Source organism: Mycobacterium sp. NTMscope_MAC_12 (assembly GCF_976985675.1).
In genome coordinates, this window is sequence record NZ_CDRJYY010000001.1 from 4,879,950 (window position 1) to 4,892,943 (window position 12,994).

General features: G+C 64.2%; 16 protein-coding genes and 1 tRNA gene. 8 read left to right on the plus strand and 9 right to left on the minus strand.

Annotation, left to right across the window (positions count from 1 at the left end; translation table 11 throughout):
• Positions 1-130: 130 nt before the first annotated feature.
• Genes AC0KS4_RS22620 through AC0KS4_RS22630 form a run of 3 tightly spaced genes read right to left on the minus strand, consistent with a single transcriptional unit; the run spans position 131 to position 3,528 of the window.
• Positions 131-2,242 carry a DUF7159 family protein gene (locus tag AC0KS4_RS22620; protein ID WP_238957015.1) on the minus strand — a complete coding sequence of 704 codons (2,112 nt, stop codon included), beginning with the start codon at positions 2,240-2,242 and terminating at the stop codon, positions 131-133.
• 48 nt (positions 2,243-2,290) lie between these two features.
• Entirely contained in the window at positions 2,291-2,863 is a 573-nt protein-coding gene (gene dcd / locus AC0KS4_RS22625) for a dCTP deaminase (RefSeq protein WP_225330005.1), read from the minus strand.
• A gap of 29 nt (positions 2,864-2,892) precedes the next feature.
• A complete protein-coding gene (locus tag AC0KS4_RS22630; protein ID WP_238957016.1) occupies positions 2,893-3,528 on the minus strand; it encodes a VldE C-terminal domain-containing protein in 636 nt (211 codons plus the stop codon).
• A 168-nt stretch (positions 3,529-3,696) separates the two neighbouring features.
• Here AC0KS4_RS22630 and AC0KS4_RS22635 point away from each other — a divergent pair.
• The 4 genes from AC0KS4_RS22635 (at position 3,697) to AC0KS4_RS22650 (ending at position 5,179) form a co-directional block, all read left to right on the plus strand.
• Positions 3,697-3,770, plus strand: a tRNA-Gly gene (locus tag AC0KS4_RS22635).
• Between the two features lie 319 nt (positions 3,771-4,089).
• The gene (locus tag AC0KS4_RS22640; RefSeq protein ID WP_238957017.1) at positions 4,090-4,233 is read left to right on the plus strand and encodes a hypothetical protein; all 144 of its coding nucleotides are present in this window, start codon (positions 4,090-4,092) and stop codon (positions 4,231-4,233) included.
• A 101-nt stretch (positions 4,234-4,334) separates the two neighbouring features.
• Positions 4,335-4,625: a hypothetical protein gene (locus AC0KS4_RS22645; RefSeq protein WP_238957018.1), complete on the plus strand. Its 291-nt coding sequence runs from the start codon at positions 4,335-4,337 to the stop codon at positions 4,623-4,625.
• A gap of 194 nt (positions 4,626-4,819) precedes the next feature.
• A complete protein-coding gene (locus AC0KS4_RS22650; protein ID WP_238957019.1) occupies positions 4,820-5,179 on the plus strand; it encodes a hypothetical protein in 360 nt (119 codons plus the stop codon).
• A gap of 253 nt (positions 5,180-5,432) precedes the next feature.
• Here AC0KS4_RS22650 and AC0KS4_RS22655 read toward each other — a convergent pair whose 3' ends face one another.
• Complete coding sequence (locus tag AC0KS4_RS22655) at positions 5,433-6,281, minus strand: hypothetical protein (RefSeq protein ID WP_238957020.1); 849 nt, start codon at positions 6,279-6,281, stop codon at positions 5,433-5,435.
• Positions 6,278-7,336, minus strand: a complete 1,059-nt coding sequence (locus tag AC0KS4_RS22660; RefSeq protein ID WP_238957021.1) for a hypothetical protein — start codon at positions 7,334-7,336, stop codon at positions 6,278-6,280. The genes AC0KS4_RS22655 and AC0KS4_RS22660 overlap by 4 nt, the downstream gene beginning before the upstream one ends.
• Before the next feature lie 438 nt (positions 7,337-7,774).
• Between AC0KS4_RS22660 and AC0KS4_RS22665 the strand changes: the two genes are divergently transcribed.
• Together AC0KS4_RS22665 and AC0KS4_RS22670 are read left to right on the plus strand one after the other, a co-directional pair.
• Positions 7,775-8,092, plus strand: coding sequence for a WXG100 family type VII secretion target (locus AC0KS4_RS22665; protein WP_238957022.1), 318 nt, complete (start codon positions 7,775-7,777; stop codon positions 8,090-8,092).
• Positions 8,089-8,250, plus strand: coding sequence for a hypothetical protein (locus tag AC0KS4_RS22670; protein WP_238957023.1), 162 nt, complete (start codon positions 8,089-8,091; stop codon positions 8,248-8,250). Before AC0KS4_RS22665 ends, AC0KS4_RS22670 begins: the two co-directional genes overlap by 4 nt.
• Positions 8,251-8,471: 221 nt before the next feature.
• Here the strand turns inward: AC0KS4_RS22670 and AC0KS4_RS22675 are convergent, their stop codons facing one another.
• Genes AC0KS4_RS22675 through AC0KS4_RS22685 form a run of 3 tightly spaced genes read right to left on the minus strand, consistent with a single transcriptional unit; the run spans position 8,472 to position 10,071 of the window.
• A complete protein-coding gene (locus AC0KS4_RS22675) occupies positions 8,472-8,702 on the minus strand; it encodes a DUF4926 domain-containing protein (protein ID WP_238957024.1) in 231 nt (76 codons plus the stop codon).
• A gap of 14 nt (positions 8,703-8,716) precedes the next feature.
• Complete coding sequence (locus AC0KS4_RS22680; RefSeq protein ID WP_238957025.1) at positions 8,717-9,130, minus strand: DUF6883 domain-containing protein; 414 nt, start codon at positions 9,128-9,130, stop codon at positions 8,717-8,719.
• Positions 9,131-9,135: 5 nt separating this feature from the next.
• The gene (locus AC0KS4_RS22685; protein ID WP_238957026.1) at positions 9,136-10,071 is read right to left on the minus strand and encodes a WXG100-like domain-containing protein; all 936 of its coding nucleotides are present in this window, start codon (positions 10,069-10,071) and stop codon (positions 9,136-9,138) included.
• Between the two features lie 562 nt (positions 10,072-10,633).
• Between AC0KS4_RS22685 and AC0KS4_RS22690 the strand changes: the two genes are divergently transcribed.
• The gene (locus tag AC0KS4_RS22690) at positions 10,634-11,440 is read left to right on the plus strand and encodes a L,D-transpeptidase (RefSeq protein WP_238957027.1); all 807 of its coding nucleotides are present in this window, start codon (positions 10,634-10,636) and stop codon (positions 11,438-11,440) included.
• A gap of 243 nt (positions 11,441-11,683) precedes the next feature.
• Here the strand turns inward: AC0KS4_RS22690 and AC0KS4_RS22695 are convergent, their stop codons facing one another.
• Entirely contained in the window at positions 11,684-12,181 is a 498-nt protein-coding gene (locus tag AC0KS4_RS22695) for a hypothetical protein (protein WP_225330027.1), read from the minus strand.
• A 392-nt stretch (positions 12,182-12,573) separates the two neighbouring features.
• Between AC0KS4_RS22695 and AC0KS4_RS22700 the strand changes: the two genes are divergently transcribed.
• Positions 12,574-12,912, plus strand: coding sequence for a DUF732 domain-containing protein (locus tag AC0KS4_RS22700; RefSeq protein WP_225330013.1), 339 nt, complete (start codon positions 12,574-12,576; stop codon positions 12,910-12,912).
• The last annotated feature ends 82 nt before the right edge of the window (positions 12,913-12,994 follow it).

The window sequence follows — 12,994 nt, forward strand, 5'->3', positions numbered from 1 at the left end:
CCAGAACAGCTGTACCGGCGCCGCTTGGGGGTTCGCGACGCCACCCTAGCGTGCTGCGTGATCGGTGGCCGTGGTTGCCGAAGCCATGTCGTAGGCGCCGCTTGGCGTCGGGAGGTTCGACGAACCGAGGTTATTTGTGGCCGCCGCCACCGCCGCCGTGACCGCCGCCAAAGCCGCCGCCACCGCCGTGACCGCCACCGAAACCGCCCAATCCGCCGCCGCTGTGGCCGCCGCCGAAGCCGCCACCGGGGGCTGGTGCGTGACCGCCGCCAAGTCCGCCGCCGCTGTGACCGCCGCCGAAGCCGCCTAAGCCGCCGCCCGGGTTAGGAGCATGGCCGCCACCGAGTCCGCCGCCGGGGGCAGGGGCGTGCCCGCCTCCGAGCCCACCCGGTCCGCCCGCGCCGGGCGTCGGGATGTGGCCGCCACCCGAACCGGGCGTCGGAACGTGGCCACCACCCGAACCGCCCGAGCCAGGCGTCGGAACGTGGCCACCACCGGAACCACCCGAACCGGGCGTTGGAACGTGGCCGCCACCCGAACCGCCCGAGCCAGGCGTCGGAACGTGGCCACCACCGGAACCACCCGAACCGGGCGTCGGAACGTGGCCGCCACCGGAACCACCCGAGCCAGGCGTCGGCACGTGGCCGCCGCCGGAACCACCCGAGCCCGGCGTCGGCACATGCCCACCACCCGAACCACCCGAACCCGGCGTCGGCACATGCCCGCCGCCGGAGTTACCGGGAGCGCCCGGCTTGGGCGGGGTGCCTTCACCGGGAGGCGTTTGGTGCGGCGGCGACTGCGGAACGGTGCCGCCGGCCTTCGGCGGCGTCGGCGGCTGAGGGACACGCACCGGCGGTTGGGGCAGCACCGGTTGAGGGATCGACAGACGCGGCGGGGCCTCGAACAGCGGAGGCCTCACCACCGGGTTGGGAACCGGGATGCGGACCGGCACCGGAACCGGAACCGGCGGAACCACGACAGGAACAGGAATCACCGGCGGGGCCGCCGGAACGGGCGGGGCTTCCGGCGGCGGAGCCGCGGGCAACGGCACGGCGACCGGCGGGTTCAAGGGCTTGGGTGCCGCCACCGGCGCCGGCAGGCTGATCTTCGGCTCCGGCGCGGACGCCTGCACCGGCGCCGGCGCTTGCTCGGTGGGAACGATGAGGTGCTGGTTCGGCGTGGGCTGCAACGCGACGGTTCCTGTCGTGCGGATGCCGATCGCCAGCGCGATCTCGAGCGCCAACACCGCGCTGATGGCGGCGACGGCCAGCCCGCTCCCGATCAGCAAGGCCGGCCGCCGCTGCGGCTGGCTCTCTTCGGGAAGGAAAAGCCTTTCAATGACCACGGTCGGCGAGTCGGCGTCGTCATCCCCCACCGCGCTGTAGGCGAGTTCGTCGTCGGCCTCGGGACCGAAGGGAACATAGAGGTATTCGGGCAGGGAGTGCTGGTCGACCGCGCCGGTACCGGGGTCCTGCGCATAGGCCAGCGCGGCGGTCGAGGAGGCAAACAGCGGCGCGTTCGCCGACGCCAGCGCCGCCCCGCGGGCCAGCGCCGTGTCCTCGGCCACACTCACGTCAAGCACCGTCGTCGACTCCAGGGCCGGCTTCAATTGGGCGACGTCGACGCCCGAGCCGACCACGAACAGGCCGCCCGGCACCAGTTCCAGCTTCTCCAGCGAGGCGACCATCGCGCCGAGTTGCTCGGCGGCGGCGCCGTAGGACTCGGCGTGGATCCGCTGCTTGTAGACATCCGGGATCGAGCCGTCGGACGTCTCGACCACCGCCAGGGTCGCGGTATCGGGCTCCACCAGGAGCACCGCGGTGCGTTCGTAACCCATTGCGCCGCCGACGTTTTGCGCCAGCGCCGCCGCAGCAAGAAACGCCGAGACCAGCATCACGTTGTCGAGCCGGTGAGCGGTCAGCGCGTCGCGCAGAGCCGCCGCTTGGAATTGATCGGTCCACGTCACCCCGATGGACGACAGCTCGAGGCCGGCATCGGCGGCGCCCTCGCGGGTACCCAAGATGGCCGAGATCACTCGATCGGGCGCGCTCGCGGTCGCTGCGTCATCGGCGGCGGTAACGTCGATCGCGTCCTCTTCAACCGTGGCGCCGTCGGCGTATTCGCCTTGCAGGACAACCATTTGGATCGACGACGGTGCCATCGACACCCCGAGCACGATATCCAAAACAAACCCCTCCAAAGGCATTGCGGTGGACCACGGCCAGGCGGAGGTAAAAACCATGGCTAACTAAGTATCGCGCAGAACGGGGGCGAGCGGGCCCCGCAGAACCTATGTAGACGATATGAAGTTCTGATAGGAGCGCGACGGCGTGGGTCCTCGCTGGCCCTGGTACTTCGAACCCACTCGCGAACTGCCGTAAGGATGTTCGGCCGGGCTGGTCAACCGCAAAATGCACAGCTGGCCGATCTTCATGCCCGGCCACAGCGTGATCGGCAGGTTCGCGACGTTGGACAGCTCGAGGGTGATGTGACCGCTGAAGCCGGGATCGATGAAACCGGCGGTCGAGTGCGTCAGCAGGCCGAGACGGCCCAGGGACGACTTGCCCTCCAGCCGTCCCGCGAGGTCCTCGGGCAAGGTGATGAGCTCCAGCGTCGAGCCGAGCACGAACTCGCCGGGATGCAGCACGAACGGCTCCCCCTCAACGGGTTCGACCAAGCTGGTCAGCTCGTCCTGTTGCTTTGCCGGGTCGATGTGGGTGTAGCGGGTGTTGTTGAACACCCGGAACATGCAGTCGAGGCGCACGTCGATGCTGGACGGCTGCACCAGGGCGTCGTCGAAGGGGTCGATACCCAACCGCCCGGCGCTGATTTCGGCCCTGAGGTCGCGATCGGAGAGCAGCACGCGACGAGCCTATCTGCTGCGCAGCGGGTTCAGCGGAGATAGACCTCGTCGCCGGTCGGATATCCGCCGCCGGTGGTCGTGACGTGCACGTGGTCGTAGTGGCCCAGCCGGCTGGCCTGCGCTCCGCCGGGGGTGTAGTAGACGCCGCGCCAGATCGCATCCTGGATCCCGAACCGGGCGGCGTTCTGCATCACGTAGGCGACGATCGAGTTGCCCAGCGCGATGCCCTCGGCGCTGTCGGGGTTGGGGATCATGACGTCGAGCGCCAACCCGCGGGGATGCCAGGGCAGCGAATCCGGCCGCACCCCACCGATCTCGTGGATCTGGGGGAACTCCGCGCTGATGCTGCGCTCGACCAAGATCGTGCGGACCTGGAGGCCCTGCTCCGGCGCGACGCCGGCGGGCAGGAAGCGCGATCGCGTGTGGTAGCGCGATGCCGCGGCGGGCTCGCCGTCGACCAGCGCTTTAGCGGGCCGCTTCGACGCGGCTGTCACGATTTGCACGCAACAGGGGGCGGGCTCGCTGATAACGGGTTTGGCCTGGTTGTGGGGCGCAGATGGATGCACGTCGGCGGACACCGCGAAGAACACCGCCGCGGGGGCGAGCACTGCTGCCAGGGCCACCGACGGTTTACGTCGCTTCCTGGCTAATTCGTGTCGACCCACCCGGAGCACATTACGTTGCGATAACGAAATAATAAATCTGAGCGTTATGAGAATAGTTAGATAGGCGTCTTAGATTTCGCGGCTGCGCTCTTAATCGGGAGGGGGAGGTCAGGCCCCCGCTCGGGCGAGCGCGACCACCGGCGGATGCTAGCCTGCTGAGGCGACTGTGCCGATGTAGTTCAATGGCAGAACATCAGCTTCCCAAGCTGAATACGCGGGTTCGATTCCCGTCATCGGCTCCACTGTGACCAGGTCAGACCCCACCAGTTTCATCGCCTCGACAACTACGTCGACGCAATGATGTCGTTCAACGCCTGGCTGACAACTCGTGGTCGTCTTACGCGCAACCGCTCGAACTGATCACCTCCCCCGGTCCGCCCAAGGCTGTGCGCTACGCCTGGCTTCGCGGCGCGAGATTTGCCACAACGTCAAAACATAATATGAATACTCGTCTAACCTATAGAAGTTGGTTTGCCACGAGCAGGGCGTGGACGTGGCCGGCTTTGCATTCCTCGATTTCGAACCACCGGGTTCGATGCCAATCACTACGACCGTGTGGTCATGATCGGTTCGCTCACCCGCAGGACGCGCCTTCTGATCGCCGCCGATTCCGACTCGACGAGTGGCAAGGCCAAAAAGGCGCGCGAATACGGAATCCCCATCATCAACGAGGACGCCCTCGGTCGGCTGCTTGGGTGCAGCTGATGTCGGGGCCGCCTATGCGCCGATGAATGCTGAGATAGTCGAGGGTCTCGAGATGGTGCACTGCGCGCGACTTCGACGCCTGGCAAGGCCTTGGAGGACCAGTGAAGGAAATCGCTGAATGGTGGCCGCTACTGCATGAGCAGATCCGTCGCGTCTTAGTGAACGGGATCTGGATGCCGATATCCGAGTTCGCGCAATCCGAAATCGAGCGCCTCGGTGGGCCCGGGCCGCATGATGCGTTCTGGGACGTTCGTGACGGTGAACGGTACCTGCCGCACCTAGCAGTGCAGTGGATCATAGAGACGGCCGACTTCAAGAAGTTCGTGGAGGCGCCGAGGCCCGACCCGCGGGCTGCCTACTTCCGTCGCGGCTGGCCGCACCGCGAACCGTAATCGCCTGCGAGGCTTGCCCTCATGGATGTGGGCGACGAACAGATCGACCGTGTGCGTTTCTACGGTCCGTCGGAGCGAGTACGGGTCGTTGGCATCGAGAAGCGCAAGCAGTCGATTCGCGTCGATGTCGAATTTCTCGATGGCACGAAGTCCGGGCGCCGCGAGAATGTACCCGGCTCGCGACTTCATGGCCCGTGGAGCACGGTTCAGGTCTTCGACGAGTTGCGCGCGAACTGGCAGCACATGTCGAGTGGTTTGAGAATGCCGGTGAGCTCGAGCTGTCCGCGGCCGGCACGCTGTTGGTCGCCGAATATGTCACCGCAGCGAATCCGGTGCCTTTGCTCGATGCCGTTATGGCCGAGGAGGCTGAATCGCGGCAAGACTGCAAACGCGGACGGGAGCGTGACGCGTACGACGGTTTGGGTAAGCAGTTGACTTCGCCTGAAGACGAGTTCGCGTGGTACCGCAAGCGCATACGGCCCAAGCACGAATTGGTTCGTGCGTGGTGCGGGCACCGCTCAGTGACCTTGGTTGAGCGGCTGCTTGCCGGCTGAGGCTGAGGCACAGCGACTTGACGTCCTGGTAGCGACTCTGGTTGGCCTTCTTCGAAAGCACGACGTCCACGCAGCTATGCGTATGCGTGAGCACCACGAGGAGCGGATACGGCCGGAGACGATCCGTCCGCTGATAGACCGACCCTTGGCGCCTTGGGAGCTGCCAGTGCGCGAAGTGCCGGTGCGTCGCGGTCATTGGTGGTGAACACAGGCGAGACTCCGGGCGCACGAGAGGCAGGTACCGGAAGCTGGCTTAGAGGTTGGCTGCCGTCAGGAAGGTCCGGACCACGGCGACTGCCTCTTGGCGAAGACGTGCTGCCTCATCTGCGTCGCCGTCTTCGGCGAGAAAACCTGCGTACGCGTGCGGGCCGTCATTATCGACTGCGGAAAACCTTTCTGCGAGCAGGCGCAATGCGTCTCGTACCTGCGCGTCTGCATGGATTGCGCTCTGCGCCGCGGCATGGCCCGCGTCCTCCGGACCGTCCCCGAAATTCAGTAAGCAGTACACGAGGTCGTATGAGTCCTTGTTTTCATGGCGGTCCTGAAAGGCCAGAATCTTGAGGACCGTATAAGCGAGGATATTGGCCACACGCACAGACACCCGTGACCGTCCACCATCATCAAGTCGATCTGCTTCAATTTCGCGTTCGATGTAGTCCCTGGTGACTAGTTGAGCCCCACGCACGTTGAAGGCGCCGAGTCCTGATCCAGTGCCCTGCTTCGGTCTGAAGATCCTGCCTGCCTCGACTTGGTCAGTCTCGCAAAGGAATTCCACGATGATGGTGGCGCCCTGCACGTCTTTGGACCAGCGGAACGAGTTCTGCGCCTTGAAGCCAGCCTTCTTTAGGTTGTTCTCAAGCGTCCGGTACGCCTCATCGCTTTCGTCCTCGACCGCGAGACCGATTACAAGGTCGACGTCCGTCGTACCGACGTGGGGGCGGGCCCCCTCGGGAAGGCTGCCGACAATGTAGCGGGGCGCGAGCCCACCGGCGAGGTAGACGCGTTTGCTCCACGGACCGATGTCGCCCAGTAGTGTCACGAGCGCCCGTTCACAACGCGCTGTCGTCTCTTCGTCGTAATCGCTTTGGTGCTGCCTGCTCAAAAGCCGATCACCTCGTCACGGAGTCGGTCGGCCTGCTCTCGTCCGCGCCGCGGATCTTTGCGCAGGTCGAGGTATAGCCGGAACGGATTGGCAGTCCAAACATCGTCAACGGTGGAGCGGAAAACAAGCGGTGCGTCCGCGGCCTCCTGTCGTAGTAGCACGTTGTGTCCTTCTTGAACGACCTCGGCGTCCACTGCTCCCGCAGCTGCGTCGAGGGCAATGGCTTGCGTTATCCAGATGTCCACGACTGGAACAGATGTGACAAATGGCGCTAGGCGCGCCGCGCCGGCTGGCCCAGTGACTGCGTGAGTGATATCAGCCGCTTCGAGCAAGGCACTAAGGGTTTTAGCGTGAGCGCGCGCGTCGCGCGCGAGGCGGAACGCACGAACCTGATTTACACGGCGATCGTGCATCTCTTCGGCCCAGAGGTCGAGCAGGGCGGTGGGGTTCGAGACGCGACGGATGCGCTTAGGGCCAGTGCCTTCGACTTGGATGAGACTGTCCCGTTCTAGGCGCGACAGTACGCGGTGCGCCAGGCCGGCCGAGATGTCGGCCTCGGCGGCCAAATCGTTTACTTGCCAGCAGCGTTGCGGCTCACGCAAGAGGGCTTGCGCGGCAACACCTGCCTTACCGGTGAGCTTGACCGGCGGCTCGCTCTGCTTGTCGCGTGTCGCATGCGATGCGCGCCCTTCGGTCCACAGAAAAATCCCGGGAAGGTCAACGCGCATGTTGCCTTCCGCATCGATCAAGGCGATACCAGCGTCCTGCAGGAGCCGACGGGCCTCCTCGGTCGTCGTCCGGGCAACCAGCAGGAGATGCGTCGCTGCGGGCAGTGTGCGGGCGTGATCGATCAGGGCGCGCGCATCGGCGGCGTTGATCGTGCGCTGCGCTTTCAGCTCAACGATGTGGGACACATCGCCCGCGCGCAGTACGACGTCAGCCCGTCGGTCACCGCCCAGCCTTGCCTCCGCAGTCACCCCAGGGATGTCTCGAAGTATGTTGAGGGCGGTCCTCTCCAGAGGACCTGCAATATTCACGATTTGCGGCATATTCACAACGGCTGTGAATATAGCACATTTTGTGAATGTACCTGGATCGCTATCGGGCTCCGTTGCAGCTCCCGCCGTCACGACGTTGTCACAACCGAGCCAAACTGAACCGTACGCCGGCAGACTTCTGCGAATGCTTTGCGCATGTCAGCAACGTCTACAGATCTGTGCGGGACCGCCTCGAACGTCCCGAATCGACTTCCCAAGCTGAATACGCGGGTTCGATTCCCGTCATCGGCCCCACATTGAGCTGCGGTGCGGCCTTTACGTGCGACCCTTTGGTGGGGGTGACCCCCGATGCCAGATGTGCAACCACTGCGTTTAGCGCGGCCGCATCGCCAACATTGACCCCCGGTACAGTCGCCGATCGTGCATCGCGGGATCGGTGAGTTGTATGGCAGGCCACGAGTCGCTTAGGTGTATCCAAGCAGCGGAAGGGGTCTCATGGCTGGCGAACTGACGATGAGGTTGGAAGCAATGGCGTCCGCCGCACAGATTCTGACGAACCAAGCCGATGACCTACACGCCGAACTCGAGAGCATCACTCGTGACTGGAGCGATTTGTCCTCGACATGGCGGGGCGTTGCCGCATCGGCTTTCCAGCCACCGTGGGACGAGTGGCACCAAGGAGCAACGGCCGTCGCAAGGCTCTTGTCTGAACACTCACAGCTGTTGCTGCGCTCACTGGACCTCATGCTCGATCACGAGACGGTCGCCGCCAAAGCATTCGCGGCGCTAGCCGTAAAGGATCCAACACTGTGAGCCGCCGGTACACGGTTGATTCAGCGACCTTGCTGCATTTCGCCGACAGGCTGGCGAAGTTTAATGCGCAAGCAGAGCAGATTGCGACCGCCGTGGACGAATGCGTAGCCGAGTTGCACGGCGCCTGGCTGGGGCAGGGCGCCGAGGCTGAGCATTAATATCACCAAAGGTGGGTAGCAGCGGACAAGCAGATGCGCGAAGGCCTTGCCGAATTACGCGAGAACGCTGAAATGGCGCATCGCAATTATATCGGTGTAGCCCAACACAATACGGCCATGTGGCCATGACCCTGGCAGAGCAGACTTGAAGCAAAATTAGCGGCCGGGCCCTCGATCAGGACCAAGACGGCTCCGCGGTTTAACCGAGCAGGTCAGGTCACCTACCCATCTTGAGCCGGACGCCACACCACTTCCAAGTCATCTTCGGTGAGTGTCACCAAGGCTTGGGTGATGCCGTCGGCATCTGAAAATTCCACTTCATATGCCGGCGGGAGCTTGCTATCCGAATCCGTCGTGTAGTCCATGACGACGGTCCCGCGTGAACCTACGGGAAGGTTGTGTTCCGGCAGAGGCCGCAGCAACTTAATCACGTCGTACTCTTGGGGTTTCATGGCCTGACGTCCCCTCATTTGCTAGTAGGAATCGCAGTCACCAAGCGGACGACACCATCATCTCTACATATCCAAGCGAACGTAACATCGATGATCTTTCCGTTTGCTCCCGTAATGGATATTACTTGGTTGTATTTGGTGCCATACTGCGTGATGCCAGTTTCAACAGCTTTGTTTGGATCAAAGACGATTTGCTTAGCAAGGTCGGATTCATTCTGTCGTGTGAAACCTAACGCTTGTTCGAACCACTTCGCCTTCGGCCCCCCTGCTTCGTGATCTGGATTAAGCAGGTACCTCTCAAGTTTGTCCCTGACGCTTTCTTGCGAGAGCTTTGCTGCCTGCGCCCCATCAATCGCGCCGGCGCCGCCGCCCCGTCCTGCCGTCTCAGCGGCGAAGATCGTGGAACGCGCCGCGAGAAGAGGGCCCAATTCAGCTATGGAGCGAGCAGCAGCGCCGAGTGCGCTGACGGTAGGCAGAGATGACAGTTCGGCCGCGACCCGAAAAGCTCGGATAACCTCGCGATGCGGGCCCCGGTGGCGACCAACCTACTGACATCGACCACCTTTGACACTGCTTCACTGGCTCCAGCGGCGAAAGGAATCAGCACCGCTGCGAGAACTTCTGTAACCGCGACTGTGGCTCCCAGCACTTCCATCTCGTGAATGATCTTGTGATGGGCGTCGTCGATCGCTGATGCATAGTCATCGCAAGCTGTGGCCGCAGTACCGCAACCGTCAGCAGCAGAGTTCATCGCGTCCCGCGTTTGGTTGCAATTCGCGATGGCGGCTGGGATTTCGGGCGATTTTTGATTGGCCAAATGTGGTGTCGAACTGTTTGCTAAGAACGCCGCTGCGCGGAAACTCGCCGCCGCACTGCGCCACGCCTGGGCGGCATTGTGCAACTGGTCTTGATGACCATTAGGCCAGAGTTCCCCCTGCACGTATGCCTGGATGGTATGCCACCATGCAGGAACATCGCCGTGACCACCTTCTGCCGACGGGATTTCAGGCTCCAAGAAGATGGGAATTTTCGGGGGAGGAACGGCGGGCGGAGTCTGATTGTTCAGCGCGGATTGCTGATCGGCGTTTTCATGATTGACCGCAGTCGCGTACAGAAGGTCGGTGACCTGCCCCGCGGCGTTAACGACGGCAGAAGCACATTCCATGAGTCCGGCGGCACCGTCGCGGCCGCCAGATAGCGGATCATATTTTGCCGCCCACGCATGCGCGCCGTTGTCGGTTCCAGCCATCCCGGCCGAGCCTTGGAGCACGCCTGCAAGACGGGTAACCGCGGCAGCCACCTCTTCGTGAACTTGCCGCCAGCCGTCGCCAACTTGCTTGATTACGCGTGGATCAACGTCTTGGGTCACGGTCGCATCTCGGTGTTTCCTCGACTGCGTCAATGCCGTTGCGTTGCACCGCGTCTGCAGCCGTTCGCAACTACATCACGTCCCCGCGGGCGCCCGGTCGCAAATGCGGTCTATATGGGCAGACGTCTTGACGCCGCCGCACCAGTTACCGCCACGCCCAACCTTCAATTGACGCGCCCGCTCGCATTGACGTCGAGATCACCCACCGTTACTCCTGCAACTGATTGACGTGCCGCGCTGCCGTTAAGCCAGCGTCAAGACAAGAACACTAGTGCGGACGAAGCGCGCTGAAAATTCACCAACCATCCGTGAGAAGTCCCATACCGGCGGTGAGCGCTCGGCCTGTCGTGGTCGCAACCCGAGCTCGCGGTCGCCGCCTTCGAAGGCTGGCGTTCCCAGGTGTCTAGTCACGGACCCGCAAGCCACATCGCCGGACCAAACGTGCCGTAGCCAAAATGTGACCGACGCGTGGCCAAATATCCACGTGCCCTTGCGCTTTCGCAGGTCAGACGCCATTTATCATCCCTATTGCAACTATGTCAGTTAAAAGGGAAATGGGGCCATGCGGACGGGTGTTCGGTGTGTTCTTGCGTTCGTCGGGGTCGCCACAAGCGTGGTCGTGGCGCCGACGGGCGTAAGCCTGGCGGCGGCCAACCAGTCGCATGGGCCTGCCATCGCGTCGGTTTCACCGGCGCGCGGCGAAGTGGTGGGTGTCGCGCACCCCGTGGTGGTGACGTTCCGCGCACCGGTTGCCGACCGACGGGCGGCCGAGCGGGCCGTCGAGGTCAAGTCAACGCCCGCGATGACCGGCAAGTTCGAGTGGCTCGACAACAAGGTCGTCCAATGGGTGCCGGACCGATACTGGCCGGCGCACAGCACAATTGCGCTGACGGTGGGCCAGGCGACCTCGGAGATCAAGACGGGTCCCGCCGTCATCGGGGTGGCGAGCATCTCGCAGCACACGTTCACCGTGAGCATCGACGGAGCCGAGGCGGGACCGCCGACCCAACTCCCGGCGCCGCATCACCGGCCGCACTTCGGGGAGCAGGGCGTGATGCCGGCCTCGCTGGGCAGGCCGGAATACGCGACGCCGGTCGGCTCGTACACCGTTCTCTCGAAAGAGCCTGCGGTGACCATGGATTCGAGCAGCGTCGGCATTCCCGTCGACGATCCCAACGGCTACCTGCTCACGGTCAATTACGCCGTCCGCATCACCAGCCGCGGCCTGTTCGTGCATTCGGCCCCCTGGGCCGTCCCCTCCCTGGGCCTCGAGAACGTCAGCCACGGCTGCATCAGCCTGAGCCCCGAGGACGCCGAGTGGTACTACAACCACGTCAACGTCGGCGACCCGGTGATCGTCCAGGAATAGCGCCTCGGTCACACCGGCCTGCCTCGAGCGTGGGGCTAGGTACGAATTCCTTTCATCGTTCGTCCATACCCCACACGCTCGGTGAGCCACTAGCAGCGGCCGCGCAAACGAAGCTCCGCACCCACTTGCAGGACGGGTGCGGAGCTTCGATTCTGTTGGCAGAACGGGCTTTTGACGACGGACACGCAACGGAACGGGCCCGCTGGTAGGAAACCAGCGGGCCCGCCTAAACCGGAAAGAGCGTCAGCTCGACGGCCCGGGGCGAATCGGCTGACCGGACGTCGGCCCGCCGGTGGGCGCCGGACCGGTCGGCGCGTCCTTCACCCCGGCCATGTCGATGATCGGAGCGGCCGCCTCCAAGGGAGCACCCGCCACCGGCCCGCCCAGGGCAATCAGCGGCGCACCGGCGGGCACCACCGGCACCGGCGGCACGACCGGCACGGGCGGCGCGAGCGGCAATGGCGGCACGATCGGCACGGGAGCACCGAGCGGCACAGGTCCGGGCACGGCCATGGGCACGCCGGACATGTCAGTGAGCGGCGCCGCGCACATGTCCGCCGGTGCGCCCGCGGCCACGGGGCCTCCGGCGGCCGGCGCCGCATCGCCCGCTTGCCCCTGGATGCACGCGTGGCCGCCCGTTATCAGCGGGGCGGCCGCCGCGTCGGGGCTCAACGCTATAGCTGCTCCGCACAACCCAGCGCCGGCAACTACTTTCATGTTGAACCGATCGACGATCGCCATCAGCGCCAACTCTCCTTTATTCACGCTCAGCTACTCCCGCAATCAATCAGTGCAGCAGGCCCGCCTAGCCGTACCGAGGCCGTCCTTTTCACGACCGGGCCAATTGTCAGCAGCCGACACGCGACACGAGCCACGCCGCACCGCGCCGTTTCCAAATGGTGACGTCACAACGCTGTCACGAATCGGAACACCGTCGGCAGGCATCGCTGACCTGCGCCGACACGCGTGCGTTCTGGGGCTTCGCCCGGGTCGGCCGCGGACTTCGAATCCCGCGGACTTTATTTACCCGCAGGTCATTCACAGGGAAATTTTGATGCACAAAGTCTGTCCAGGAGGTTACATAGAAGTGAACACCGTGAGAGCAACTGTTGACAGACGGAGGGGATGGGCATATGGCAACACGTCGTCTAGCTGGCGGTTTGGTCGCCTCAGCGCTGTTCGGCGCCCCACTTCTCGCCGGCCTCGTCTGGGCCAGCCCCGCGCAGGCCGACGCGGCCAGCTTTCTCAGTGACATGCACAAGGACGGGATCCACGCGGTGACCGGTGGTGACGCCGCGCTCTTGCAGGCGGGCCTGAACATCTGCCAGCAAATCTCCTGGGGCGCCCCGCCCGCCCAGCTCGAGGGCCTGGCGCTGCAGCGCTCCGACGAACGGCAGGGCACAGGGGGGCTCAGTCCTCAGCAGGCCGACGACATCGTCGTCTTCGCCATGCGTGACCTGTGCCCGAGCTAGTCACGCTGAGCTGAGTTCTCGCGCTCCGCGCGCCCGGCCGCGCGGCCAATCTTCGCCGACTATTCATCCTCCGGATTTTCTG

What these genes read in the sequence shown, in the direction of transcription:
- AC0KS4_RS22620 (WP_238957015.1), bottom strand. Translation starts at nt 2,242, where the DNA reads ATGGTTTTTACCTCCGCCTGGCCGTGGTCCACCGCAATGCCTTTGGAG.
- AC0KS4_RS22640 (WP_238957017.1), top strand. Translation starts at nt 4,090, where the DNA reads ATGATCGGTTCGCTCACCCGCAGGACGCGCCTTCTGATCGCCGCCGAT.
- AC0KS4_RS22665 (WP_238957022.1), top strand. Translation starts at nt 7,775, where the DNA reads ATGGCTGGCGAACTGACGATGAGGTTGGAAGCAATGGCGTCCGCCGCA.
- AC0KS4_RS22675 (WP_238957024.1), bottom strand. Translation starts at nt 8,702, where the DNA reads ATGAAACCCCAAGAGTACGACGTGATTAAGTTGCTGCGGCCTCTGCCG.
- AC0KS4_RS22690 (WP_238957027.1), top strand. Translation starts at nt 10,634, where the DNA reads ATGCGGACGGGTGTTCGGTGTGTTCTTGCGTTCGTCGGGGTCGCCACA.
- AC0KS4_RS22695 (WP_225330027.1), bottom strand. Translation starts at nt 12,181, where the DNA reads ATGGCGATCGTCGATCGGTTCAACATGAAAGTAGTTGCCGGCGCTGGG.
- AC0KS4_RS22700 (WP_225330013.1), top strand. Translation starts at nt 12,574, where the DNA reads ATGGCAACACGTCGTCTAGCTGGCGGTTTGGTCGCCTCAGCGCTGTTC.